We start from the raw sequence: 25,481 nt of genomic DNA, 5'->3' as shown, positions 1-25,481 counted from the left end.
TTGACAGTCATTTAGATTTAATGTTAACTATATTTATAAACTAGTTAACAATAGGGGTGACAATTGTGACTTTTAGCAAGAGTACGACTGACAAACCATCTTATACATATGAAGAGTTATCGGAAAAAAATAAAGCCTATGTATGGCACCCATTTACACAAATGAAGGATTATTTAGAAGAAGATCCTGTCATTATTGAACGTGGAGAGGGAAGAAAGCTATATGATGTAAATGGAAAGGAATATTGGGACGGTGTTTCGTCTATTTGGTTAAATGTTCATGGGCATCAAGTTCCAGAACTAGATGAGGCAATTCGTGAGCAATTAAATAAAATTGCTCATTCTACTATGTTAGGGCTTGCTAACGTTCCATCTATTTTATTAGCCGAAAAAATAATTGAAGTTGTGCCAGAAGGTTTGAAAAAAGTATTCTATTCGGACTCCGGTTCTAGCGCTGTTGAAATTGCAATTAAGATGGCATTTCAATATTGGCAGCATAAAGGAAAATCGAAGAAACAAAGATTTGTTACATTAAAAGAAGCGTATCACGGTGATACAATTGGAGCTGTTTCAGTAGGAGCAATAGACTTGTTTCACCAAGTGTATAGTTCACTTTTATTTGAGGCAATTAAAATGCCTTATCCATATACATATCGTTCTCCTTATGGAAATGATAAGGCCGAAATTGTAAAAAAACATTTAGAAGAAATGGAAGAGCTGCTGAAAGATAAACATGAAGAAATTGCGGCGATTATTGTGGAACCTTTAATGCAAGGTGCTGGCGGTATGATTACAATGCCAAAAGGATACTTAAGAGGGCTACGTAATTTATGTACAAAATATAACGTTTTATTTATTACAGATGAGGTAGCGACTGGGTTTGGGCGTACTGGGAAAATGTTTGCATGTGAACATGAAAATGTAACGCCGGATATTTTGACAGCCGGAAAAGGTTTAACGGGCGGATATTTACCAGTTGCAATCACCGTAACGACAGATGAAATTTATAATGCCTTTTTAGGAGGATATGAAGAACAAAAAACGTTTTTCCACGGTCATAGTTATACAGGTAATCCGTTAGGGTGTGCGGTAGCAATTGCGAATCTAGAACTATACGAGAAAACAAATTTAATAGAAGAAGTGGCACGTAAAACAGAATATGTGGCGACGCAATTAGAAGAGCTCTTTGCATTTAAACATGTAGGGGATATTCGTCAGTGCGGATTAATGGTTGGTATTGAGCTTGTGAAGAATAAGGAAACGAAAGAAGCGTTTGACTGGACAGAAAGAGTCGGTGTTCAAGTATGTAAACGCTCAAGAGAGCTGGGTATGATTTTACGACCGCTAGGTAACACGATTGTATTTATGCCACCACTTGCTTCTACTTTTGAAGAGATTGATGATATGTTACGCATTTTATATAAGGCAATCTCAGATGTTACGGAGGGAGAATAATGAGTGGTTTTTTCATAACAGCAACTGATACTGAAGTTGGAAAAACAGTAGTTGCAGGTGCTATAGCAGGTGTATTTAGAGAATTAGGATATAACGTAGGGGTATATAAACCGTTACAAAGTGGGCATGTTGCATCAAACCCTGAGGGAGATGCGGCAAGGTTAAAAGTACTATCAGGTGTACCGACACAAGAAAATGAAATTTGCCCTTATTCTATTGAAGAACCACTTGCTCCGAGACTTGCCATGAAAAGAGCTGGAAGGACAGTCACGTTAAAAGACATTATTCACCACTATAATGAACGAGCGAAAGAGTTTAATAGCCTACTTGTAGAAGGTGCAGGTGGACTAGCTGTTCCATATACAGAAGACGCTTTAGTAATTGATTTTGCAAAAGAATTACAGCTTCCCCTTATTGTAGTAGCACGCCCTACATTAGGAACAGTAAATCATACAGTTTTAACCATTGCTTATGCAAAGGCATATGGCTTAACAGTAGCAGGTGTCATTTTATCTGGCTGCAAAGAATGCGAAATGGAAAGGGTACAAGAAAATAAAGTAATGATTGAAGAGCTGAGCGGGGTACCGGTTTTAGGCTTATTACCATTCTTTGAAGGTGAGTTTACAAAAGAAGTAGTCTTGGAATCTGGAAAAGAATATATTATGATTTCAAAATTAGAGGAGTTTATCCAAAATGAATCAAACGTGGCGGGCGCACCTTCAATCTAAATTACAACAATTACATGAGCAAGGGCAGTATCGCAATTTGCATGTAACAGAACAAGCAGCAGAGACATGGCTTATTCGAGATGAGAAAAGGATGCTAAATTTAGCGTCAAATAATTATTTAGGGTTAGCTGGAGATGTGAGGTTAAAAGAAGCTGCTATTACGTGTACAAAAAAATATGGAACTGGTTCGACCGCCTCTCGTCTCGTTGTAGGAAATCATCCATTATATGAAGAGGTTGAGAGAAGCATATGTGACTGGAAAGGTACTGAAAGAGCTTTAATTGTAAATAGTGGGTATACGGCAAATATAGGTGCCATATCTTCTTTAGCTTCTCGGCACGATATTGTTTTTAGTGATAAGTTAAATCACGCAAGTATTGTTGATGGAATCATATTAAGCCGGGCAGAGCATAAAAGGTATCGTCATAATGATTTGGATCATTTAGAGAAGCTGTTGAAAACAGCGTCACCTGAAAAGCGGAAATTAATCGTAACTGATACCGTTTTTAGTATGGATGGTGATACTGCTTATTTGAGAGATTTAGTACAGCTGAAAGAGAAATACGGGGCAATCATTATAGTCGATGAAGCACATGCGAGTGGAATATATGGAATCGGCGGAGCTGGGTTATCTCATATAGAAAAAAATCTTGCTCAAAAAATTGATATACATATGGGGACGTTTAGCAAGGCTTTAGGGTGTTATGGTGCGTATTTGACAGGTGATGAAATTTATATAGAGTATTTACAAAATATGATGAGAAGCTTTATTTTTACTACAGCTTTACCACCAAGTACGTTAGGAGCGGTGCAAAAAGCAATTGAAATTGTAAAAGAAGATAACGAAAGAAGAGAGAACCTTATAGCAAATGGAGAATACTTCAGAACTAAATTAAGGGATGCTGGTTTTGATATTGGGAATAGCTCAACTCATATTGTACCGATTGTAGTCGGTTCAAATGAACATGCTTTACGGTTTAGTAAAAGGTTGCAAGAGGCAGGGATTGCGGCCATTGCAATTCGTCCGCCAACTGTGCCGGTTCATAGTTCTCGAATTCGCTTTGCAGTTACATCGCAACATACAATAGCTGATTTAAAATGGGCTATTGACCGAATTATTCACATTGCGAAAGAAGAGGAGATTTTCGTATGAACGAGCTAAAGATTATTTTTATCCCCGGATGGGGAATGGAAGAGAATATTTGGGATTTAGTACTTCCGTATTTTAAAGGATATCCTGTTCAATGCATAGATTGGCGTAATGTGAACGAACGAAGTGAATTTGTGGAACGAATTATAGATGTAGCGCATAACGACAACGTAATTTTAGTTGGTTGGTCACTAGGAGCGTTAGCAGCAGTTGAAGCTTATAAAAAGATTAAGGCAAAAGGCATCGTATTAATTGGTGGTACTGCTAAATTTACAAATACGAGCGATTACAGTAACGGATGGAATGCTTTGCATGTAGAACGGCTGAAAAGGAATTTGGCGAGAAGGAAAGAAGATACGCTCAAGCGGTTTTATGAAAATATGTTTACGAAAGATGAGTTAAAAGAGAATAAAAACTTTGAAGACATTGTAGACCGTTTTAAAGGTGATTCTATTCAGTCTTTACAACTAGGTTTGGATTATTTAATAGAAACAGATATGAGAGAAGAACTAAAAGAAATTAAAGTACCTATACTACTTATTCACGGAGAACAGGATGTAATATGCCCATTGTCTGCGGCACGTAGTATGACGGAGAATAGCAGCAGCGAGCTGAAAGTAGTAAGTGACGCAGGGCATGCGTTATGTGTAACGAATTTTGAATATTGCGCAAATGAGATGATTCAATTTGTAGAGGGGATACGACATGATCAACAAAACGTTACTACAAAAACGGTTTAATGGGGCAGCTGTATCTTACGATCGATATGCAAATGTACAAAAAAAGATGGCACATTCATTACTTTCAATCTTAAAGGAACGATATAGTGAAACGGCATCAATACGTATTTTAGAACTGGGGTGCGGGACGGGGTATGTAACAGAGCAATTATCAAAGTTATTTCCGAAAGCACATATTACAGCAGTTGATTTTGCTGAAAGTATGATTGCAATTGCGCAAACTAGACAAAATGTAAAAAATGTAACGTTTCACTGTGAAGATATTGAGCGATTACGATTAGAAGAATCATATGATGTCATTATTTCAAATGCTACATTTCAATGGTTAAATAATTTACAACAAGTGTTAAGAAATTTATTTCAACATTTGTCTATGGATGGGATATTACTCTTTTCAACGTTTGGACATGAAACATTTCAAGAATTGCATGCTTCGTTCCAACGTGCGAAAGAAGAAAGAAATATAAAAAATGAAACATCGATTGGTCAACGTTTTTATTCGAAAGATCAGTTGCTTCATATATGCAAGATAGAAACAGGGGATGTGCATGTTTCTGAAACATGTTACATAGAGAGTTTTACAGAAGTTAAGGAGTTTCTACATTCTATTCGAAAAGTAGGAGCGACTAATAGCAATGAAGGATCATATTGTCAAAGTCCCTCACTCTTTCGTGCGATGCTGCGCATATACGAAAGAGACTTCACGGGAAATGAAGGGATAATGGCAACGTATCATGCTTTATTTATGCATATAACAAAAGAGGGGAAGAGATGAAATGAAACAAGTACAAACAAAAAGGGATTGGAAAAAACTTGCATACGACGTAGTGGAAGAGAAGATGATTACGAAAGAAGATGCAATAGCGATATTAGAAGCTGATGATACAGAAGTTCTAGAAATTATGAATGCAGCTTACATCATTCGTCATCATCACTTTGGTAAGAAAGTAAAATTGAATATGATTATTAATACGAAATCTGGATTATGTCCTGAAGATTGTGGATATTGCTCACAGTCTATTATTTCAGAAGCACCGATTGATAAATATGCATGGTTAACGCAGGAGAAGATTGTAGAAGGGGCACATGAAGCAATACGCCGTAAAGCAGGTACATATTGTATTGTAGCGTCTGGTCGTCGTCCGACGGATAAAGAGGTAAATCACGTAATTGGAGCAGTTAAGGAAATTCGTGAAACGACAGACTTGAAGATTTGTTGTTGTTTAGGTTTCTTAAATGAAGATCAAGCAGGACGTTTAGCGGAAGCGGGCGTGCATCGTTATAACCACAATTTAAATACACATGAAAATAATTACGATAGTATTTGTTCAACTCATACGTATGATGATCGTGTTGATACAGTTCAAAAAGCGAAAAAAGCGGGCATTTCTCCATGCTCTGGAGCGATTTTTGGCATGGGAGAAACAATTGAAGAGCGTGCTGAAATTGCATTTGAATTACAACGTATAGTTGCAGATTCTATCCCTTGTAATTTCCTTGTTGCTGTAAAGGGAACACCTCTTGAAGGGCAAAAAGAGTTAACGCCAGTAGAATGTTTAAAAGTACTGGCAATGATGCGTTTTGTAAACCCGACAAAAGAAATTCGTATTTCAGGAGGACGTGAAATCAATTTACGTTCTGTACAGCCAATCGGTTTATTTGCAGCAAATTCTATTTTTGTCGGGGACTACTTAACGACAGCTGGACAAGAGCCGACTGCAGACTGGGGTATGATTGCAGATTTAGGATTTGAGATTGAAGAGTGTGCATTATAAGATAGATGAAAAAGCAAACTTGTAAAAGGGTTTGCTTTTTTTGTAAATAAAATGTAATAAATAGTTGTGAACGCCTGTTACTATTGGTTTTTGAACGAAAAAAAGAATTTTTGTGGACGAATTTTCCAAGCCCTAGTTGTACATAGTAAATATGTAATTTATATTGGGTTGGAGGATTTTACATGTACAAATACATATTAGCGATTATGACTTGTTTAATTTTAATAAAAGCAATAAGTTCTGATCCAGTTAAGGCTGCTGAAAATCCTGAACAAAAAGAGATGCAACAAAGAATCGAACAACACTTTCGAACGAAAGCTGAACATTTTGGATTGAAAACGGAAGGAAAAGATTTAAAGGAAGTTAGAAAAGAAATTACTATTATAGAAGAAGCGAAAAAAAGAGAGAATGTATGGAGAACAGCACAAGCTCTTCATATAAAAACAGAAGGAAAAACGATGAATGAATTAATAAAAGATGTACAAAAAAAGGTGAAAAAATAAAAAGAGGCCGAAGCCTCTTTTTTTATGCCCATTGTTTTGATAAGTGAGCCATTTCAATTGCAGCAACAGCTGATTCATATCCTTTATTACCAGCTTTCGTACCTGCGCGTTCAATCGCTTGTTCAATTGTTTCTGTCGTTAATACGCCGAAAATAACTGGGATGTCCATTTGTAGTGATAAAGACGCAACACCTTTTGCTACTTCATTACAAACGTAATCGTAGTGAGTTGTAGCACCTCGGATTACAGTACCTAATGTAATAACAGCATCATACTTTCCGCTACTAGCCATCTTTTTAGCGATTAAAGGAATTTCAAATGCACCAGGAACCCAAGCAACATCAATATCATTTTCTTCTACACCGTGACGCTTTAATCCGTCTAAAGCGCCGCCAAGTAACTTACTTGTAATAAATTCGTTAAAACGTCCAACAACAACTCCAACTTTTAATCCTGTACCAACTAAATGACCTTCGAATACCATAATAAATCTCTCCTTTAATTATAAGTTTAGTAAGTGTCCTAATTTGTTTACTTTCGTTTGTAAATACGATTTATTCTCTTCTTTTGCTGGCATTTGCAACGGTACACGCTCAACTACTTCTAAATCGTAACCTTGTAAGCCAGCAATTTTTCTTGGGTTATTCGTTAATAATCGTAAACTTTGTAAACCTAAATCTTTTAATATTTGTGCACCGATACCGTAATCACGAAGATCAGCAGGGAAGCCAAGTTTTTCATTTGCTTCTACAGTATCGAATCCTTCTTCTTGTAATTTATAAGCACGAAGCTTATTAAGAAGCCCAATGCCTCTGCCTTCTTGTCTCATATAAAGAAGAACACCTTTTCCTTCACGCTCAATTTGAGCAAGTGCTGCATGGAGTTGTGGTCCGCAATCGCAGCGATGTGAACCGAATACATCTCCTGTTAAGCATTCAGAATGAACACGCACAAGTACCGGTTCACCTATTGAAATATCACCTTTTACAAGTGCGATATGTTCTTTCGTATCTAATGAGTTAGAATAGCCAATTGCGTGGAAAGTACCGAAATCTGTAGGTAATGTAATTTCCACCTCTCTCGTCACAAGTGTTTCATGATGGCGGCGGTAAGCAATTAAATCTTCTATTGTAATCATTTTTATATCAAATTGTTTTGCGCATTCTATTAAATCAGGTACACGTGCCATCGTGCCGTCCTCATTTATAATCTCGCAAATAACTCCAGCTGGTTCGGCACCGCATAGCTTCGCTAAATCAACAGCAGCTTCTGTATGACCTGCACGACGCAGGACACCGCCTTCTTTCGCAATTAATGGAAAGATATGTCCAGGTCGATTGAAATCAGCGCCTTTTGATGCGGGGTTTAACAATTCTTGTATCGTAGTTGCACGTTCGTGAGCGCTAATCCCTGTTGTTGTAGAAACATGGTCAATGCTCACTGTAAACGCAGTATGATGTGAATCTGTATTATGAGATACCATTGGTTCTAATTGTAGACGTTCTGCGTACCCTGCTGTAATCGGTACACAAACGAGACCACGGCCATGTGTAATCATAAAATTAATTGTTTCTGGTGTAATGTACTCTGCTAAAGCAATAAAATCGCCTTCATTTTCTCGGTTTTCATCATCACATACGATAACGACTTTACCTTGTTTTAAATCTTCTAGAGCTTCTTCAATACGATGAAACATTGTGCTTCCCCCTTATAGAAATCCGTTTTCTTGTAAAAAGCTTTCAGTCATTGAACCTACTCGTTTTGTAGGTTTAGTAATAAAGCGTTCGATATATTTACCAATCATGTCACACTCAATGTTTACGATATCTCCGGCATTTTTTTCTCCAATGACAGATTCGCTTACTGTGTGCGGGATGAGTGAAATCGTTATGGAAGATTCGTCTATATCAAATATCGTTAAACTCGTTCCATCAACAGCAATGGATCCTTTATGCAAACAATAGCGCAGCAGTTCATCAGAAATTGCTATTTTGTAATAGACGGCATTGTAATGTTGTTTTTTATTTAAAATCGTTCCGATGCCATCAATATGTCCTGAAACGAAATGTCCACCGAATCGTCCGTTTGCAGCCATTGCTCGCTCTAAATTTACTTTAGAGTGCGGTTTAAGCATGCGAAGTGATGTCGACTGCATCGTTTCAGGCATTGCGTCAACTGTAAATGAAGTAGTTGTAAAGCTTGTTACAGTTAAGCAAATACCGTTAACCGCGATACTATCACCTAAGTGAATATCTGATAAAATTTTCTTTGCATGAATCGTTAATTTCATCGCTTCTCCACTTTGTTGCATGTTTGCTATCGTTCCTAATTCTTCTACAATTCCTGTAAACATTTCGTCACCTCGTTTCGGGCATTCGCAACGATTTTTATATCATCACCAATTTGTTTCATCTCTTGAATTTTCAAGGAAAGCGCATCTTGTAATTTTGAAAAACCATTTCCTCCAAATAAAGTAGGAGCATTTTTCCCACCAATTAATTTCGGGCTTATATAGGTTACAATTTCATTAAAATTGTTCGTTTTTAAGAAACTTGCATGAATCGATTGGCCACCTTCAACGAATAGAGAAAGAATTTGTTTTTCTCCAAGAAAGGAAAGAAGGTCCTCGATTTCTATATGCTTCGTTTCCATTTGGAATATAGCTATATTTTTAGATTCATAAGAAGATATCTTCTCTTTCTTTACATCCTTACCGACAATAATCCATGTCGGTGCTAAACCATCTGTTATAACATGAGAAGATGGTGGCGTTCGTAAATGGGTATCTAAAACAACGCGAATAGGATGTTTCCCACCATTTGGAATTCTTGTTGTTAAATGAGGATTATCAGCTATAACTGTATTCACTCCAACAAGAATTGCATCATGTGTATGGCGATATTGGTGAACATCAGCACGTGCTTCTTCACCTGTAATCCACTTACTTTCACCAGTTACAGTTGCTGTTTTTCCATCTAAGCTCATCGCTGTTTTGATTGTTACAAAAGGGCGCTTCGTTTTCATGTAGTGAAAAAAGTAGCGATTTAATAAAACTGCTTCTGCTTCAAGAACACCGGTAGTTACTTCAATTCTAGCTTCCTCTAATCTTCTTTTTCCGTTACCAGAAACGAGCGGATTACAATCGAGAGTAGCAATTACAACACGCTTAACTCCTTTTTCGATAAGCAATTCACAACAAGGTGGTGTTTTTCCAAAGTGACTACACGGTTCCAGTGTTACATAAACGGTAGCGTCTTTGGCGTTCTGACCAGCCATTTGAAGGGCATGAACTTCTGCGTGTTCTTCACCAGCTCGTAAATGAGCCCCCATACCAACGATGTTTCCATCTTTTACAACAACAGCACCAACCATAGGATTTGGACTTGTTTGTCCTGATGTCCCTTCTGCTAACTGCAGGGCAATCCTCATATATTCTTGATCTGTCATTTTCTTCACCTCTCCTAAAAAAATCAAAAAACCCCAAGGATTTAATATCCTTGGGGTTTGGGAGACGTGATTTCTAGAAATATAGTTTGAATACGAAAGCATAGGAAAGAAACCTAACGATAATTGATATTTCTGCATAAGGAAAAAACCTAGCAAAATATCGAATTTTTAAACGCTAGTTGTCTCTTTTTATTTCAGTATAAAAAATAAGTATAGAAAATTAAACATATATAAAGAATCAAAATGAATCTTTAAAAATATGCATACTGAAATAAAAGTGTATTCACTATATAAAAAACTAGAAACATATCCTTCTCCCATCCAGACTATACTGTCGGCCCTAGAGTTTCACTAGATCCACCGTTTTCGAGTTGAAAACGGGTCACGGACTTAGAAGTTTTCACTTCATCACCGCCGGTTGGGAATTTCACCCGACCCCGAAGGATGCTGTTTGCTCAAATTATAGCACAAAAAAAATAAAAGGCTAGTAAAAAATATTCGAATGTGAAGAATTGTGTGAAAATATATGCAGGCTGGAATGGAAATAAAAGTATTAGAAATGTTGTAAGGAGAAGGGATATAACGGAGTTGCTAAAAAGAAAAAACATGCACAAAAAAATGTGCATGTCACATGTAAAATTATTCTGCCTCTGGTGCTCTAACAACAGACTCGAATTTACCTTTATGCGAAGCGTCGCAATAAGGCATATTTTTTGATAAACCACAACGGCATAAAGAAAATGCCGGTTTTGCTGGGAATACATTCCCTTGTGAGTCGACTAATTCCACGTCCCCTGTAACGCGAAAAGAGCCATTATCATTTACTTTAATTTGTACTTTTGCCAACGTTATCCCTCCTTCCCAAACGCTTAATTTCATCATATAATCAAGGGAAGTGCTTGGCAATATAAAGTGAAACTTTAATTAGTGGGGAGGAATCCCCCACTAATTATTAGTTGAACCAATCGGGCTTTTAGGGGCAGTTAATCTCCCGCCTAACTTCTTTGTTTCAGCCGAATTTTGAGGTGGGAGTTTTACTGCCCGCAAATAGCGGGGAAAAAAGAGCACTTTGTTTGAGAAAGAAGAGAGTGTTATAATAGTTTTCATAACTGACTAGAGTAAGGTGACGAGAGATGGATAAACAATTACATACATTACGAAACATTGCAAATGAGCGCACGTGGGCATCATTTTTGAATGATAATCATCCATATAGTTTGTTACATTGGTCCATTGCAGGTGTAGGGCAAGAGGCAAAGGATGTTTGGTTACTTCAAGATGAAGTAACATTTCAAACGACAGAATTTCCAACGTTAGATGATGCAATGCAATGGATTTCTGAAAATATGGAACAAGTTACAGACGTTTTAGCGCAATAAAAAAACAGGCTTATGCAAGCCTGTTTTTTGTTTCTTTCACATATGTGTTTAAAAATTGATCGATGGCTGCTTCGTACTCTTCTTTATTTTCGTTATAAGAGCAAGCGTGTGCACCGTGTTCTGCAATATAAAGTTGCTTATTATTTTCTTTCGCTTCATATAACGCTTTTGTCATATCAGCTAAAATATAGTCGTCATCTTTACTATGAATAAAGAGAACGGGATTGTTAATGTTTTTTATACAGTCGATTGGTGAAACTTCACGAATTGTATAACCGTCACGAACTTTTAAAAATGCGTTTGCTAAAGGTAATAAAGGCCATTTTGGTAAATGGAATTCAACCTTTAAACGGTGCTGTAATTGTCCGTGAAAATCAGAGAAAGGACAATCTGCAATATAGAAATCAGCGCCATCTTCTACAAGTCCTGCGTATTGAAGAATTGTTGCGGCTCCCATAGATTCACCATGAATACCAAGTGTAATATTGGTGCCAAAACGGCTTTTTAGCCAGTCAACTACGGATTTCAAATCATGTTTTTCATAGTATCCATAGCTTGTTGTTTTTCCGCCAGTTTTACCATGACGACGATGATCGTAAATGAGGACATTATATCCCCTTTTTAAGAATAAGTTTGCATATTTTACAGAGTTTATTTTATTTACAGTTACACCGTGGCAAAAAACCATAAACTTATTGGAATGACCAGCAGGAATGTAATATCCGTGAAGGTCGTATCCGAATTGTGAAGGGATATGAATTTCTTCTTTATGAAGAGCATCAAAATCCTCTATACGAAAATGTTTTTTCGTTTCTCTTTCGAGTACTTCTTCCTCTGTTTTTTTCTTTAAGTACATCACTTTATTTGTAAAGAAAATCCCAAGGGCAGTTATTGCACCTAGTATAGTAAACAATGCTGCAAAAAAACGTTTCATACTTTACCTCATCCTCCAAATACCGTTACATGTGATACACTTATATTGTATCACAATGATATAAAAGGGGAGAAATAGGAAATGCTGCATATACAAAAAATTACGCCAGCGATGAAAGAAACAATCCGAATGTTCATGTGTAAGAACTGGGGAAGTTCATTGATGGTTTCACGTGGTAAGGGACATCAGTTAGAAGAGTTGCCAGGATTTGTTGCGCTCTCAGATGACAGAATAATCGGAATTATAACGTATGAAGTGACCGGAAATATGTGTGAAATTGTATCGCTAGATAGCTTTGAAGAAAGAAAAGGAATAGGGACGAAACTTGTGGATTGTGTATTACAAGTTGCAGAAGAAGAGCGGTGCAGACAGGTTTGGCTTATTACAACAAATGATAATATGAATGCGTTACGATTTTACCAAAAACGTAATTTTGTAATGACTAATTTATATGTGAATGCGGTAGAGGAGGCACGAAAAATAAAGAAAGAAATTCCACGTATTGGATATGATAATATCCCAATTTTACATGAAATTCAGTTGGAGTATCTTTTAGTCAAATGATGTAACAATTTTCAGAAATATGAGTTATTAATCTTGACGGATAGTGTAATTTAGGTTACCGTAAAATTGTAATCTATTACCATATTAAGGGGTGACGATGTGGCAACTATACGTGATGTTGCAAAATTGGCAGGTGTTTCAGTCGCAACCGTTTCACGAGTTATTAATGAAAAAGGATACGTTCATGAGGACACAGTAAAACAAGTAAAGGAAGCAATTGAAGAATTACGTTATAGGCCAAACAGTGCAGCGAAGCCACTATTTAAAGAAAATTCAACGATAATTGCATTACTTGTAGATAATTTATGTAACCAATCAAACATCACTTTGCTACATTGTATTGAGGAAATAGCATATAAAGAAGGCTATCAAATCATTATTTGTAATATAGAGAATAAAGATAGATACATACATATGTTGAAGCAAAATAACATTGCAGGTGTTATTTTGACGAGAGCAGTTTTTAAAAGTATAGGAGAAATTCCATTTCCGTTTGTCGTGATCGATGAGCAACAATCACATGGAAATTATTATGAAAGTGGACAGAGAGCTGTTTCTTTATTAAAAGAGAAAGGGTGTCACTTTATTGCATATTTCGGTGAGGGAGAAGAAAGTGAAGAAATGGAAGATCATATAGCAGGGTTTTTAGACGCTGTTTGGGATGAAGGAATCTCTTATCGAGAAGAATGTGTACAAGGGTATACAAATAAACAATTTATTACATTATTGCAAAACAATCCGTATATAGATGGAATTGTAACCTCAAGTGATCAGATTGCTATTGAGTTAATTCGGTCAGCGAGATTTCTAAATATACATATACCAGATAAATTAAAAATTGTTGGACCTAATGGGAGCATAGAGTGTGAATGGATAGGTTCATCACTACCGGCAATTGAAAGCTATGTCAAAGATAACGGAAAAGTAGCTTTTCAACAATTAAAAGGAAAAATAAAAAAGTAAAAGGTGCGTTTTATACGCACCTTTTTATAATGTAATTGCGGCAATAAAGCCAAATATAAGTAACGGTATATTGTAATGTAGAAAAGTGGGTACACATGTATCCCATATATGATGGTGCTGACCATCAGCATTTAAACCGGATGTTGGTCCAAGGGTACTATCCGATGCTGGAGAGCCTGCGTCACCTAGTGCTCCGGCTGTACCGATAATTGCAATTGTGGCCATTGGACTAAATCCAAGCTGCATGCAAAGAGGTACAAAAATTGTTGTTAAGATAGGGATGGTTGAAAAGGATGAACCAATTCCCATCGTAACGAGAAGTCCAATCACAAGCATAAGAAATGCAGCGAGTGGTTTATTATTTCCGATTATATGTGCACTCGTTTGCACCAGAGATTCAACATGTCCTGTTTTTCGAAGAACAGCGCCAAATCCAGCGGCAGCGATCATAACAAAACCGATAAAGGACATCATGCGCATTCCGCTTGTTAATATCGCATCTGCTTCTTTAAGAGGTAGACTACCACTTACTGATAAGACGATAATCCCTGCTAAAGCACCGAAAATCATTGATTCTGTTGCTAATTGAACAGTTAATGTAGCTATGATAGATAATAATCCGAAAGTAATGCTACGTTTTGTGTAGGGAACGATTTCATTTGCGGTAGTATGAACTTGTTCTGTTTCATACGTACGAGGTTTCCGGTACGTAATGAATACCGCTACACATAATCCAATAATCATACCGATTGCTGGAATAGTCATTGCTTTTGGAATAAGTGCGACATCAAATGTAAGACCGCTTTGCGCAGCATTTGTTTGCAATACGTCATGATAAATTTTTCCGAACCCCGCTGGAATCCACATATAAGGAGTAATCAATCCGAATGTAATAATACATGTAACAAGTCTGCGATCCACTTTCAGCTCATTTAGTACTTTTAATAGTGCTGGAATTAAGATGGGGATGAAAGCGATATGAACAGGAATCACATTTTGAGAGAAGCAAGCTATCGTTAAAATAATGAATAAAATTAGTATTTTAGAATAAACTTGTTTTTTCGTGTCTTGTTCATTACCAATCCATTTTAGTGCAGTTTGAATCATGGCATCTGGAAGTCCTGTTTTGGAAAGGGAAATAGCGAAACCGCCAAGCATTGCATAACTTAAAGCAATTGGGGCGCTGTTTCCAAGACCAGTTGTAAAAGTGTTAATCGTTTCTGAAATACCGAGTCCGCCGATAATTCCGCCTGTTAAAGCTCCAACAATGATGGCGACAATGACCTGGACACGTAACAAACTAAGCAATAGCATAACTGCTACTGCGACGAGTACAGCATTCATAATAAATGTAATCTCCCTAAATTTTTATTGTGCTAAGGCAAGTAAATATGAAGCACTTTGCTATATTTATACATAGTTGCGACATATTATTATAAATTGTTTTCTATGAAATGTAAAAGAGCCTTTTGTTACTAATGCTGAAAAGCTAGCTCTTGTTTAATTGATTGTAAAGATTGAGCGAATAATTCTGGTTCTTCTAAATCAGGAGAATGTGCTGAATTTGGGAACCAAACCATCTTTTTTATGGGTGCTTCTATCACATCGCAATATTCTTGAACGAGTGCATAAGGAGTTTGATAATCATAGCGACCAGAACAAAAATAAACCGGAATAGATAAACTTGAAATAGAAGAAAAGAAATCGATTGTCAGCATTTCTTCCCATAAAACACCAGATTTTAAATTTCCTGCGAGAAACTTGAACCAATCTAATAGTGTATATTCAGGAGAAAAGAAGCCTTTTCGTATGAAAGAAAAGGAAGATCCGTTTTGGATTGCTCCTCCGAATGTGCCAAGCCATTTTCTTTGAATAATAAGGCGTCTCGTATCTAAAAATGGTGGTTTGCCTAATTTTAAAAGGGAAGCTAATGCTTTTTTATGATCATGTTTTTTTGCAGAATGAATTAAATGTTGATATAGCAATTCTTCATTTTGTTTCATATGTACAATTTGCCCAATACCGATGTAAGCCTCGATATACTTTGGATATTGGTGTGCTATGTTAAGCCCAATAATACTTCCCCAAGAATGACCAGCGAGGAATAGTTTTTGTTTGTTGAACCTTTTAAGTACATATTCAATCACTTCTTTTGCATCGGAAACGAATTGTTCGATTGTGAAGTTTGCTCCGAAATCTTTCATTGAAAAGGATTTACCAGCCCCGCGCTGATCCCAATTAATAACAATAAATTGCTTCTCTAATTCTTTTTGAAAATGGCGAATAAATCCGATTTGTGCCATGCCAGGACCGCCGTGACAGCATAATAAAATAGGCTGTTCTATGTTTTGTCCACGTATAAGGAGGGACTGTTTTCGATTATTAATCATAACGCTTTCCATCGTAGCGATACTATTAGGAAGGACTTGTTTATTTTCAGTATAGAACTGTGGGGTATAGCTACGAAAAAGCATATTGAAAACCTCCTTTTCTAAAATCGTATGAATCGCACAGGCTATTCGTTTTGCATATACTGTTAGAAAATCATTGTAACATACCACCCTAGTGTCATTTCAATATGGGAGGAGGGGGAACTTGTGACGATTGGAGAAATTATAGATTCTTTAAATAGGCGTGAATCCATCGCTATTATAGCAAAACGTCTTGAAATAAGCCCGTATACATTATCGAAGAAATTAAGATTAATTGGATATGAATATGATGGAGAACAGAAGAAGCGTATTTTTGTAGGAGAGGGAGAGGAACCACGTCACTTACAACTCCAAGAAGCGACCGCCCTTCAATATGAGAAAACAGATTATCAATTATTAATTTACGAGCAATTACAAAGCATTTATGAATTATTAAGAAAAAGAGAAGAAGTAATTGCACCAATTACGAGTAAAAGTACAGAGAAAAAGAGACGAACTTTTTCTATTAATACAGAAATATTAGCAAGATTAGACCTTATATCAGAATCAAAAGGAGTTCAAAAATCTAAACTTGTTGAAGAGGCATTGCAACAATTTTTACAGCAATATGACTTTAACAAAACATCACATTTTGATAACTAAAGAAAAGGATACTATGTTCATTGGAAGAACGAGTATCCTTTTTATGATGTATATTACGTATAAAATAGAGGATCAGTACAAATCCTTTATGGCGTGAAAAATGAAATTTATTATTAGAGAAACACTTAATTTACTTTTTGAATTCTTCCATCAATAACTGGCTGAATTGGTTCTTTTAATTTTTTTACGTAATCGACTAACGCTTCAAAGTCGTTTGGACCAGTTTCTGCATTTTTACCATTTTTAAATGATACGAATCCGTCACCGCCAGAAGCTAAGAAGGCATTTGCAACTACGCTATACGTTTTAGATGGAGATAATTCTTCTCCGTTTGTTAAACGTATATTTGTAACTTTTTCACCGGTTGTTTTATTTGCATCCCACGTATATTGAATACCTGAAATTTGAAGCATTCTTGTTGTTCCTTTTTGCCATTGCTGATTTAAAATATCGCGAATGTCTTGACCTGTTAAATCTACTTTAATCAATTGATTTCCAAAAGGTTGAATGCCGTATAACTCACCCCACGTAATATCACCAGCATCTAAGTCATTACGAATGCCACCAGGATTCATGAGGGCGATTTGAGTTTGCATCGTTTGACGCTGAGCATCGGCAACTAAATTTCCAAGAGTGGACTCACCAGCATCATTTTGTTTACGGTCGATAGGTGCTGTAGATTTTCCGACCACTTCATTTACAAGTGGTGCAATTTTTTCTTTATATTGATCTAGTTTTTTCTTTACTTGTTTATCAGGTTCTACACCTTCATGATACGTTGTAACAACTTCAGCTTTTTTCTTTACAATATCCTTTGTTTTACGATCAATTGTTACATCCACGTCTGAGAAAGCCGTTCCGTATGAATTTGCTTGGACAATGAGTTTATTATTTACTGTACCATTTACATACGTATGACTATGTCCACCGAAAATAACATCAACTTCTGGGTCTGTTTCATTTGCAATTCGAGTAAGATCGCCATTTGTTACCCCAGACTCATCGGTTGTTCCACCGACATGAGCAAGAACGACGATCGATTTAACGCCGAGGCGTTTTAATTGTTGTGTTGATTTATTAATTGCTTCTACTTCATCAGTAATTTGTACATTTTTAAGCATCGTAGGCATAACAACATTTGGTGTATCAGTTGTAACAACACCAATGAATCCAACAGGAACACCATCTACCATTTTTACAGTAAATGGTGGTAAAAATAAGCGGCCAGTTGATTTGTTATAGAAGTTAGCAGCTACATAGGGGAAGTTAGCCCCTTTGAAATTCCCTGTCTTTTCATGATATCCACCGTAAATGAGGCGTTTCATTTCATCGATGCCTTCATCAAATTCATGGTTTCCGATTGTACCAACATCAAATTTTAAATCATTTAAAAATTCAATCGTCGGTTCATCTTGTAATAATGCTGAAACTGGTGGACTAGCTCCGACGATATCACCAGCATGTACGAGAAGTGTATTAGGGTTTTGTTTTTTACGTTCTTTTAAATAAGTAGCTAAGTAATCAGCGCCACCAGTTTCTTTATTATTGATTTTTTTAACAGTATCTAGTTGTCCATGGAGATCATTAATACCAAGCATTTGTACGTCTATGTAGCGGTTTTGTTCAGCTGGATTCTGAGATGGGGGAGCGGCAAATACGCTTGAAAAAGTAATAGTGCTTAAAACAGCAACGGCAGGAATAATTTTTTTCCACATAATATAATTCTCCTCTTTTTATAATCTGACATCATACGACATAATTTTAATAGATTCATAGGATTATAGCTACATAAAAATTTAGTCTTTTCGAAAAATTAACATATTTACAAAAGTGAATAATAGAGTAAAGACCCTTTTTTATTGTCGATTTCATCGTGTATCTACTATAATGGAGAAAAAAGTAAAAGGTGAGTAGCATGAAGAAAAAGAAACAAAGACAAATGCAAAGACAATCGCAAGTGAATCAACCAAAGAAAGAAACACTTACATTAGGCGATCAATTAAATGATTCACTCATGCAACAATTAAAGAGTAAGAAGAAAGAGTTGCAAGTGAGAGAAGAGGAAAAAGAGGCAGCTGAACTGGAAAGAAAGCGCCAAGAACAAAAAGAACGTGAAAAGAATAAATCATTTGAAGAACTGCTAAGTGAAAGTAACCTTACTTGGAAAGACTTTAAATAATAAAAAAATGATCAGTGAAATACCACTGATCATTTTTTGACGAGCTTGTAAGAAAAGGGGAGTTAGAATGAGAAAAATTGTCGTTGTTCCGCATGAAAACCATTGGATTGAAAAATTTCAAATGGAGGCTGAAAGATTAAAATCAGCGATGCCAGAAACGGTGAAAATGCATCATATTGGAAGTACGTCAGTGCCCGGACTGGCAGCTAAACCTATTATTGATATGATCATGGAAGTAGAAAATATCGAAAGAGTAGATGGGTGGAATGAACGATTTATAGAGCTTGGTTACATCGTAAAAGGGGAAAATGGTATTTCAAGACGCCGATATTTTATTCATGGAACTGAGGAAAAACGTTCGTATCATTTACACGTGTTTGAAAAAGGAAATCCAGAGATAGTAAGGCATTTAGCTTTTCGTGATTATATGATGGCTCATTGTGAAGAAGCAGAGGCATATGCAACCTTAAAGAAAGAATTAGCCGAAAAGTATACATATGATGGCACGTTATATACGGAAGGGAAAAATGAGTTTGTGCGCAATGTGGATAAAAAAGCGAAAGAATGGAGAGAAAATAACGTGAATGAATGAGTTCACGTTATTTTTTAGCTATATAAAAGTGTTATGTAAACTGTACGTATGTTTTGACTTTTTGGATGAATATTGTTGAAATAAAGTTGTGGCTTATAAATAATGTAACAATGAAAGGGAGACGACTGTGCATATTCCAACAACTACACTTCATAATGGCGTGAAAATGCCGATGATTGGTCTAGGCGTATATAAAGCGAAAGAAGGAGACGAAGTAAAACAAGCAGTAAAAACAGCGTTAGAGGTTGGATACCGTTCGATTGATACAGCGACTGTATATGAAAATGAAAGCGGTGTCGGAGAGGCGATACGTGAATCAGGAATTCCAAGAGAAGATCTATTTATTACAACAAAAGTATGGAACGACGATCAAGGATATGAGGAGACACTCGAGGCGTTTGAAAAGAGTTTAAAAAAATTACAAATGGACTATGTAGATTTATATTTAATACATTGGCCGGTAAGAGAGAAGTATGTTGATACGTACCGAGCTTTAGAGAAATTGTATGAAGAAGGTAAAGTGCGTGCGATTGGTGTTTCTAATTTTCATAAACATCATTTAGAACTATTATTACCAAATTGCAAAGTGAAGCCGATGGTAAACCAAGTGGAACTTCATCCGATGTTGACGCAATTTGAGTTGTGCAATTATTGTCAAGATGAGCAAATTCAAATGGAAGCATGGAGTCCGTTAATGAGGGGCGGAGAAGTATTCCAGCATCCAATCATTCAGGCTATTGCTAACAAATATGAAAAAACACCTGCACAAGTTATATTAAGGTGGGATATTCAAAGCGGGATTGTTACAATTCCTAAATCTGTTACACCATCTCGCATTAAAGAAAACTTTACTATTTTTGATTTTGCACTAACTGAAGAAGAAATACGTCAAATTAACACGTTGAATCGTGATTTACATGTAGGGACGAATCCTGATAAATATGATACGTTATAAAAAAGACTGTCTCCTAATAAAGGAGGCAGTCTTCTGTTTATCGGTAATTCGATATTTTTAACGATGCAAAGCATATGTGTCATATTTAACAATTTTTTGAAGTTGTACATATTCTTCTTTCGTTAAAGGTAACTGTTGGCTAGCTCGTATATTTTCCTGCAATTGTTGAAGCGAGCTTGCACCAGGTATAACAGCTGCAACAGTCTTATTATGTAAGCAATATTGAATAGCTGTTCCTGTTAAAGAGCTTTCTCCAATCGTTTCTTTTATACTCGCTAGAGTTGTATGTAATTCATCGTAAGAATAAGAGAGATAATCCTTTTCCTTTACTCTTTCTATTTTTCTTGCATTGTTGTCAGTTAAAATTCCTTTTGCAAGTGGTCCGCGAGCAATGACGCTAATTTGGTGTTCATTCAGAAGCGGGAACCATTCTTCTGGACGACGATTTAAAAGGCTATATTCCATTAGTACACTAACGATGTTTGAGCGTTTTGCATACTCACGAACGACATTTGGACGTATAGAAGAAATACCGTAATGGCGGATAATACCTTCTTTTTTCAATTCTTCAAAAGCTTCAATTGTTTCATCTATTGAATCTTCAATCGTTCCGCCATGAAGTTGGTAAAGATCAATATAATCAGTTTGAAGTCTACGTAAACTTTCTTTTACTTCAGTCTTTATGTAAGCTTTAGAAGGATCCCAAGACCAGCCATTTTTTTCTTCTGTCCAACGATTTCCAACCTTCGTTGTAAGAACAATTTTGTCTCGTTTCCCCTTCAAGGCTTTTCCAACAAATTCTTCATTTAATCCGTAATCATATAAATCTGCTGTATCAAAAAAATTAATTCCTAAATCGATCGCTTCATCGATAATACGCATAGCTTCTGTTTCAGATGTACCGAGAGACATACAGCCAAGGCCCATTTCTGTAACAAACAAATCTGAGTTTCCTAATTGACGTTTTTTCATAGGTCAACCTCCTTACCTTTATTGTACGAGAGGGAAAAGAGGTTGACAAACGTTTCCTTTTCGCTTCGCATTAACTGCCCGTAAAAGCATGATTAATGTTTCACTTTATTTGCTGTAATCCACTCTTGTACAGTTGTATACTCTTTGCTATATTGCTTTAGCTTATGGCGAATTTGCCATGCTTTTCCGACTAACGTGATGCGATTTGGTAAAATATAAACTTTCATTTCTATCACGCTCCTTTCAATGTGGTAAAATGTATGAAGAAAGAATAGGAAATAGAACAGGGAGATGAAGTAGTATGAGTAATCTTACAGAGAGAACAGTAAAAACTGAGCCGATTTTTGATGGTAGAGTTATAAAAGTTCGTGTTGATGATGTAGTATTACCAAATGGAGAAATGAGTAAACGTGAAATTGTAAATCACCCTGGTGCAGTTGCGATTATTGCTATTACGGATGAGGGGAAAATTGTGCTTGTTGAGCAGTATCGTAAAGCGCTTGAAAAGGCGATTATAGAAATTCCAGCTGGCAAGTTAGAACCCGGTGAAAAACCAGAGGTGACAGCAGTTCGTGAATTAGAAGAGGAAACAGGATATGTATGTGAAAATATGGAGCTCATTACTTCTTTCTATACATCTCCAGGATTCGCAGATGAAATTTTATATGTATATAAAGCGACAGGTTTGACAAAAAAAGAAAATAAAGCTGAGTTAGATGAAGATGAGTTTGTGGAATTAATGGAAGTATCATTAGAAGAAGCGATTACTCTTATGAAAAATCTTCGTATTCATGATGCGAAGACGATGTTTGCAGTACAATATTTACAACTACAAAAATAAACACTCGCCAAAGGCGAGTGTTTTTTAATTGATTTTTGCATATACACGTGCATCACGTAAGCTACCATCTGGTGCTAGGAAATCATTTTCCATTGTACCTTCTAGAATGAATTCTAAACGTTCTGCTAAGCTACATGCATTTATATTTGTTGCATCAGTACGGATTTCAATTCTTCTAGCGCCTAGTTTATCAAAGGCAAATTGGATAGCGCCTTTAACAGCTTCGGTCATATAGCCTTGTTTTGTATAAGCACTATGCAACCAGAAGTGAAGTGAAAACTTTGGAATATCCCAGTTTTCAGGCTTGAGCGTAATCGCTCCGATAAATGTACCAGATACTTTATCGTATAAGTGAAAATCAAGTGTTTCACGAAGTAAAAACTGTCCATGAGCGTTACGAACAATTTCTTCAGCACTCTCTTCTGTTTCAGCGTTAATTGGTATCCACGGTACTAAGTCTTCTAGAGAAGCTTGGATTGCTTCGTATACTTCTGCACCATCACCTGGAAATGGTTTACGAACTTGCAAGCGTTCAGTTTGAAATAATGTTGGAAAATCTAATAATAATGGTTTCAAGAGAAATCCCTCCTATTCTCTACTTTTTAGTTTAGCAAAGTAGAGCGGAATTTCAATGTTAATTCGTCATACTTTTTTCTTTCTTTCATACATTTTTAATAAGAGTGTGAACGGAGGGAAGAAAAATGTGGCGAAAAAATTGGCAAGACCGTGTAATGTCTCACATACAGGAAAACTCTTCATTATATATATTTAACGCTGTTTTATTATTGATGGGAGTAATATTCGGAGCCATTCTTGTGAATAGTTTACAAATCAATCAAAAACAAGATTTATCATTTTATTTACAACGTTTTTTTGGACAAGTCTCTAAAGGAGAATTTGCCATTGCGGGCGAAATGTTTCGAGAAAGTTACTTTTCGCAATTAAAATACATCGGATTTATTTGGATTTTAGGGATTTCAATTATTGGATTACCACTTATTTTTATTTTATTATTTGTAAAAGGAGTTGTCGTTGGATTTACAGTTGGTTTTTTAGTAAGTCAGCATGGATGGAATGGACTATTATTAGCATGTGTATCTGTTTTGCCACAAAATTTAATTATCATTCCAGTCTTTCTCGTTATGACAACTATTGCTGCAAGTTTTTCTTTACGGATGATTAGGCATCAATTTATTAGAAAAATAACCGAGCCACTATTACCATTATTAATCCGTTATACATGCTTCTTTCTCGTAATTGGAGTGGTGTTAGCACTTGCTTCTAGTGTGGAGGCTTACGCATCACCAGTTTTAATGAAAGAAGTCGTTGAGGCTATTAATAAAAAATAAATACTTTTTGAGAATAATTATCAATTTGTTTTTATTGTTTTTTCTTTTGACAGAAGCCCTTCTTCTGATATAATGGTGTAAGAGTGGCGAGGAGGGAGTAGTACCGAATGGAAGAAAGAATTGAACGAATTAAGAAGCAATTACATGCAGCGAGCTACAAATTAACACCGCAACGTGAAGCAACAGTTCGTGTGCTGCTAGAAAATGAAGAAGATCATTTAAGCGCAGAAGATGTTTACCTCCTTGTAAAAGAAAAGTCGCCAGAGATCGGATTAGCAACCGTCTATCGAACTTTAGAACTATTATCTGAGTTAAAAGTTGTCGATAAGATTAACTTCGGAGACGGTGTTTCACGCTATGACTTACGCCAAGAAGGTGCGCAGCGTTTCCACCATCATTTGATTTGTACACAATGTGGTGCTGTACAAGAAATACAAGAAGATTTACTTGGTGAAGTGGAAAGGAAAGTAGAACGAGACTGGAGCTTTAAGGTGAAAGATCATCGTTTAACATTCCATGGGATTTGTAAAAATTGTCAAGAAAATGAAACGGATGAAAAATAACCTTTTCCTATTTATCTAGGAAGAGGTTTTTTATTTGAATAAGGTATAAATTGGTGAAAGCTTGGCATATGTTGTAATAACTTATATTTTGGAGGAATTTACAATGCGCCGAGCTTTAAAATTAACTTTTGATGGAATAAAAGTATTTTTATTATTTACAAGTTGTACGATTTTGTTTTATTTCGCTATACTATGGATAAATGAAGAATATGAAAGCTATCATCGTTATGAAAAACCTAAAGAAGAGACTGTAGAAAAAGTATCAGGGAATGAAGAACCGGCAAAGGATGCTTTCGTAAATAGAATGATGTTTTTCTATGAAAATGGGGAGTAGTGTAGAGTGGAAGATCAATTAAAAGATTTTATTCATTATATGGTTGTCGAAAAAGGATTAGCAAAGAATACAGTAGTATCTTATGAACGGGATTTAAAAAGCTACGTAAAGTATTTGCAAAATGTGGAACAGACGAAAACTTTTCATGAAGTGACCCGTTTACATATTGTTAACTTTTTGCAGTATTTAAAAGAGAACGGAAAATCTTCGAAAACATTGGCGCGTCATATCGCATCAATTCGTTCGTTCCACCAATTTTTACTTCGTGAACGAGCGGTAGAACACGACCCATCCGTACATATTGAAACGCCACAAGGGGAACGGAAATTACCAAAAGTATTATCAGTTGATGAAGTAGAGGCGTTACTTCAAACACCAAAAATGACAAGTGCTTTTGGGATTCGTGATAAGGCGATGCTAGAGTTACTGTATGCGACAGGACTTCGTGTTTCAGAATTGATTGCACTCAATTTAGAAGATGTACATTTAACGATGGGATTTGTTCGTTGCATAGGGAAAGGGAATAAAGAAAGAATTATTCCACTAGGAAGTTTAGCAACGGAAGCGATTCAAAAGTATATTGAAAAAGGAAGAAGAGAATTAATGGGGAAAAAAGTAGTAGATGCACTCTTTTTAAACCATCATGGTAATCGATTATCAAGACAAGGATTTTGGAAAATATTAAAACGATTAGCGAAAGAAGCAAATATTGAAAAAGAGCTTACACCTCATACGTTGCGTCACTCGTTTGCTACGCACTTATTAGAAAATGGAGCAGATTTACGTGCTGTACAAGAAATGCTTGGACATGCAGATATTTCAACGACGCAAATCTATACGCACGTTTCAAAAACTAGATTAAAAGATGTATATAAACAGTTTCATCCGAGAGCATAGTTACTATGCTCTTTTTTTCATAGATTAAGAGGGGAAGACCGTTTCACAGAAACTTCACAAACATTTCGTACATTGTTTTCAGCAGAAG

At 36.1% G+C, this 25,481-nt stretch carries 31 protein-coding genes and 1 riboswitch; of the genes, 19 read left to right on the top strand and 12 right to left on the bottom strand.

Going from position 1 to position 25,481, the window contains the following annotated elements; all coding sequences use genetic code 11:
* The first annotated feature begins 65 nt into the window (after positions 1 to 65).
* The 7 genes from bioA (at position 66) to ACTJJY_RS04175 (ending at position 6,350) form a co-directional block, all read left to right on the top strand.
* Positions 66 to 1,454 (top strand): adenosylmethionine--8-amino-7-oxononanoate transaminase, encoded by a 1,389-nt coding sequence (gene bioA / locus ACTJJY_RS04205; RefSeq protein WP_440605069.1) that lies wholly within the window; start codon positions 66 to 68, stop codon positions 1,452 to 1,454.
* A complete protein-coding gene (bioD, locus tag ACTJJY_RS04200; protein ID WP_440605068.1) occupies positions 1,454 to 2,182 on the top strand; it encodes a dethiobiotin synthase in 729 nt (242 codons plus the stop codon). The genes bioA and bioD overlap by 1 nt, the downstream gene beginning before the upstream one ends.
* Complete coding sequence (bioF, locus tag ACTJJY_RS04195) at positions 2,148 to 3,335, top strand: 8-amino-7-oxononanoate synthase (RefSeq protein WP_440605067.1); 1,188 nt, start codon at positions 2,148 to 2,150, stop codon at positions 3,333 to 3,335. Before bioD ends, bioF begins: the two co-directional genes overlap by 35 nt.
* Positions 3,332 to 4,072 carry an alpha/beta fold hydrolase gene (locus ACTJJY_RS04190; protein WP_063548594.1) on the top strand — a complete coding sequence of 247 codons (741 nt, stop codon included), beginning with the start codon at positions 3,332 to 3,334 and terminating at the stop codon, positions 4,070 to 4,072. Before bioF ends, ACTJJY_RS04190 begins: the two co-directional genes overlap by 4 nt.
* Positions 4,038 to 4,847, top strand: coding sequence for a malonyl-ACP O-methyltransferase BioC (bioC, locus tag ACTJJY_RS04185; protein WP_440605066.1), 810 nt, complete (start codon positions 4,038 to 4,040; stop codon positions 4,845 to 4,847). The genes ACTJJY_RS04190 and bioC overlap by 35 nt, the downstream gene beginning before the upstream one ends.
* Position 4,848: 1 nt before the next feature.
* Positions 4,849 to 5,847: a biotin synthase gene (bioB, locus tag ACTJJY_RS04180; RefSeq protein WP_440605065.1), complete on the top strand. Its 999-nt coding sequence runs from the start codon at positions 4,849 to 4,851 to the stop codon at positions 5,845 to 5,847.
* 182 nt (positions 5,848 to 6,029) lie between these two features.
* Positions 6,030 to 6,350: a hypothetical protein gene (locus ACTJJY_RS04175; protein ID WP_000280032.1), complete on the top strand. Its 321-nt coding sequence runs from the start codon at positions 6,030 to 6,032 to the stop codon at positions 6,348 to 6,350.
* A gap of 22 nt (positions 6,351 to 6,372) precedes the next feature.
* Here the strand turns inward: ACTJJY_RS04175 and ribH are convergent, their stop codons facing one another.
* From ribH to ACTJJY_RS04150, 5 genes are all read right to left on the bottom strand, one after another.
* Positions 6,373 to 6,834, bottom strand: a complete 462-nt coding sequence (ribH, locus tag ACTJJY_RS04170; protein WP_000230895.1) for a 6,7-dimethyl-8-ribityllumazine synthase — start codon at positions 6,832 to 6,834, stop codon at positions 6,373 to 6,375.
* An 18-nt stretch (positions 6,835 to 6,852) separates the two neighbouring features.
* Complete coding sequence (gene ribBA, locus ACTJJY_RS04165; RefSeq protein ID WP_000468981.1) at positions 6,853 to 8,046, bottom strand: bifunctional 3,4-dihydroxy-2-butanone 4-phosphate synthase/GTP cyclohydrolase II; 1,194 nt, start codon at positions 8,044 to 8,046, stop codon at positions 6,853 to 6,855.
* Between the two features lie 12 nt (positions 8,047 to 8,058).
* Positions 8,059 to 8,703, bottom strand: a complete 645-nt coding sequence (ribE, locus tag ACTJJY_RS04160) for a riboflavin synthase subunit alpha (protein ID WP_440605064.1) — start codon at positions 8,701 to 8,703, stop codon at positions 8,059 to 8,061.
* Entirely contained in the window at positions 8,685 to 9,797 is a 1,113-nt protein-coding gene (gene ribD, locus ACTJJY_RS04155) for a bifunctional diaminohydroxyphosphoribosylaminopyrimidine deaminase/5-amino-6-(5-phosphoribosylamino)uracil reductase RibD (protein WP_440605063.1), read from the bottom strand. The genes ribE and ribD overlap by 19 nt, the downstream gene beginning before the upstream one ends.
* 305 nt (positions 9,798 to 10,102) lie before the next feature.
* Positions 10,103 to 10,246, bottom strand: a riboswitch (FMN riboswitch).
* 190 nt (positions 10,247 to 10,436) lie between these two features.
* Complete coding sequence (locus ACTJJY_RS04150; RefSeq protein ID WP_001151582.1) at positions 10,437 to 10,643, bottom strand: CDGSH iron-sulfur domain-containing protein; 207 nt, start codon at positions 10,641 to 10,643, stop codon at positions 10,437 to 10,439.
* 287 nt (positions 10,644 to 10,930) lie between these two features.
* On the opposite strand from ACTJJY_RS04150, the gene ACTJJY_RS04145 reads away from it, so the two are divergent.
* Positions 10,931 to 11,176 (top strand): DUF2552 family protein, encoded by a 246-nt coding sequence (locus ACTJJY_RS04145; RefSeq protein ID WP_000360793.1) that lies wholly within the window; start codon positions 10,931 to 10,933, stop codon positions 11,174 to 11,176.
* Positions 11,177 to 11,186: 10 nt separating this feature from the next.
* Here ACTJJY_RS04145 and ACTJJY_RS04140 read toward each other — a convergent pair whose 3' ends face one another.
* Entirely contained in the window at positions 11,187 to 12,110 is a 924-nt protein-coding gene (locus ACTJJY_RS04140; RefSeq protein WP_029443257.1) for an alpha/beta hydrolase, read from the bottom strand.
* Positions 12,111 to 12,191: 81 nt separating this feature from the next.
* Between ACTJJY_RS04140 and ACTJJY_RS04135 the strand changes: the two genes are divergently transcribed.
* Together ACTJJY_RS04135 and ACTJJY_RS04130 are read left to right on the top strand one after the other, a co-directional pair.
* Positions 12,192 to 12,674, top strand: coding sequence for a GNAT family N-acetyltransferase (locus ACTJJY_RS04135; RefSeq protein ID WP_440605062.1), 483 nt, complete (start codon positions 12,192 to 12,194; stop codon positions 12,672 to 12,674).
* Positions 12,675 to 12,773: 99 nt separating this feature from the next.
* Positions 12,774 to 13,637, top strand: a complete 864-nt coding sequence (locus ACTJJY_RS04130) for a LacI family DNA-binding transcriptional regulator (RefSeq protein ID WP_440605061.1) — start codon at positions 12,774 to 12,776, stop codon at positions 13,635 to 13,637.
* 24 nt (positions 13,638 to 13,661) lie between these two features.
* Here the strand turns inward: ACTJJY_RS04130 and ACTJJY_RS04125 are convergent, their stop codons facing one another.
* A complete protein-coding gene (locus ACTJJY_RS04125; RefSeq protein WP_440605060.1) occupies positions 13,662 to 14,981 on the bottom strand; it encodes a Na+/H+ antiporter family protein in 1,320 nt (439 codons plus the stop codon).
* 131 nt (positions 14,982 to 15,112) lie between these two features.
* On the bottom strand, positions 15,113 to 16,111 hold the full coding sequence (locus tag ACTJJY_RS04120) for an alpha/beta fold hydrolase (RefSeq protein ID WP_440605059.1): 999 nt from the start codon (positions 16,109 to 16,111) through the stop codon (positions 15,113 to 15,115).
* Positions 16,112 to 16,234: 123 nt separating this feature from the next.
* On the opposite strand from ACTJJY_RS04120, the gene ACTJJY_RS04115 reads away from it, so the two are divergent.
* Positions 16,235 to 16,711, top strand: coding sequence for a ribbon-helix-helix domain-containing protein (locus tag ACTJJY_RS04115; protein WP_213745976.1), 477 nt, complete (start codon positions 16,235 to 16,237; stop codon positions 16,709 to 16,711).
* Between the two features lie 125 nt (positions 16,712 to 16,836).
* Here ACTJJY_RS04115 and ACTJJY_RS04110 read toward each other — a convergent pair whose 3' ends face one another.
* On the bottom strand, positions 16,837 to 18,426 hold the full coding sequence (locus ACTJJY_RS04110) for a bifunctional metallophosphatase/5'-nucleotidase (RefSeq protein ID WP_440605058.1): 1,590 nt from the start codon (positions 18,424 to 18,426) through the stop codon (positions 16,837 to 16,839).
* A gap of 200 nt (positions 18,427 to 18,626) precedes the next feature.
* Here ACTJJY_RS04110 and ACTJJY_RS04105 point away from each other — a divergent pair, with 200 nt between their 5' ends.
* From ACTJJY_RS04105 to ACTJJY_RS04095, 3 genes are all read left to right on the top strand, one after another.
* Entirely contained in the window at positions 18,627 to 18,890 is a 264-nt protein-coding gene (locus tag ACTJJY_RS04105) for a YqkE family protein (protein WP_000727561.1), read from the top strand.
* Positions 18,891 to 18,957: 67 nt separating this feature from the next.
* Complete coding sequence (locus ACTJJY_RS04100; protein WP_001227176.1) at positions 18,958 to 19,482, top strand: GrpB family protein; 525 nt, start codon at positions 18,958 to 18,960, stop codon at positions 19,480 to 19,482.
* Positions 19,483 to 19,609: 127 nt separating this feature from the next.
* Positions 19,610 to 20,437, top strand: coding sequence for an aldo/keto reductase (locus tag ACTJJY_RS04095; protein WP_440605057.1), 828 nt, complete (start codon positions 19,610 to 19,612; stop codon positions 20,435 to 20,437).
* A 57-nt stretch (positions 20,438 to 20,494) separates the two neighbouring features.
* On the opposite strand, the gene ACTJJY_RS04090 is transcribed toward ACTJJY_RS04095, so the two are convergent.
* Entirely contained in the window at positions 20,495 to 21,409 is a 915-nt protein-coding gene (locus tag ACTJJY_RS04090) for an aldo/keto reductase (RefSeq protein ID WP_440605056.1), read from the bottom strand.
* 92 nt (positions 21,410 to 21,501) lie between these two features.
* The gene (gene mciZ / locus ACTJJY_RS04085) at positions 21,502 to 21,636 is read right to left on the bottom strand and encodes a Z-ring formation inhibitor MciZ (protein ID WP_000870292.1); all 135 of its coding nucleotides are present in this window, start codon (positions 21,634 to 21,636) and stop codon (positions 21,502 to 21,504) included.
* A 74-nt stretch (positions 21,637 to 21,710) separates the two neighbouring features.
* Between mciZ and ACTJJY_RS04080 the strand changes: the two genes are divergently transcribed.
* Positions 21,711 to 22,250, top strand: coding sequence for an NUDIX domain-containing protein (locus ACTJJY_RS04080; RefSeq protein WP_000067931.1), 540 nt, complete (start codon positions 21,711 to 21,713; stop codon positions 22,248 to 22,250).
* Positions 22,251 to 22,274: 24 nt separating this feature from the next.
* On the opposite strand, the gene ACTJJY_RS04075 is transcribed toward ACTJJY_RS04080, so the two are convergent.
* Positions 22,275 to 22,826, bottom strand: coding sequence for a GNAT family N-acetyltransferase (locus ACTJJY_RS04075; RefSeq protein ID WP_098614121.1), 552 nt, complete (start codon positions 22,824 to 22,826; stop codon positions 22,275 to 22,277).
* Between the two features lie 155 nt (positions 22,827 to 22,981).
* Between ACTJJY_RS04075 and spoIIM the strand changes: the two genes are divergently transcribed.
* The 4 genes from spoIIM (at position 22,982) to xerD (ending at position 25,393) form a co-directional block, all read left to right on the top strand.
* Positions 22,982 to 23,599 carry a stage II sporulation protein M gene (gene spoIIM / locus ACTJJY_RS04070; protein ID WP_440605055.1) on the top strand — a complete coding sequence of 206 codons (618 nt, stop codon included), beginning with the start codon at positions 22,982 to 22,984 and terminating at the stop codon, positions 23,597 to 23,599.
* Between the two features lie 107 nt (positions 23,600 to 23,706).
* The gene (gene fur, locus ACTJJY_RS04065; RefSeq protein WP_000392657.1) at positions 23,707 to 24,162 is read left to right on the top strand and encodes a ferric iron uptake transcriptional regulator; all 456 of its coding nucleotides are present in this window, start codon (positions 23,707 to 23,709) and stop codon (positions 24,160 to 24,162) included.
* 103 nt (positions 24,163 to 24,265) lie between these two features.
* Positions 24,266 to 24,496, top strand: a complete 231-nt coding sequence (locus ACTJJY_RS04060) for a YqzK family protein (protein WP_001250432.1) — start codon at positions 24,266 to 24,268, stop codon at positions 24,494 to 24,496.
* A 6-nt stretch (positions 24,497 to 24,502) separates the two neighbouring features.
* Complete coding sequence (gene xerD, locus ACTJJY_RS04055) at positions 24,503 to 25,393, top strand: site-specific tyrosine recombinase XerD (protein WP_000390088.1); 891 nt, start codon at positions 24,503 to 24,505, stop codon at positions 25,391 to 25,393.
* The last annotated feature ends 88 nt before the right edge of the window (positions 25,394 to 25,481 follow it).

It is taken from the genome of Bacillus sp. 22475, from assembly GCF_052044835.1.
GTDB classification, from domain to species: domain Bacteria; phylum Bacillota; class Bacilli; order Bacillales; family Bacillaceae_G; genus Bacillus_A; species Bacillus_A cereus.
This window is presented reverse-complemented; position numbering and strand designations above follow the sequence as displayed.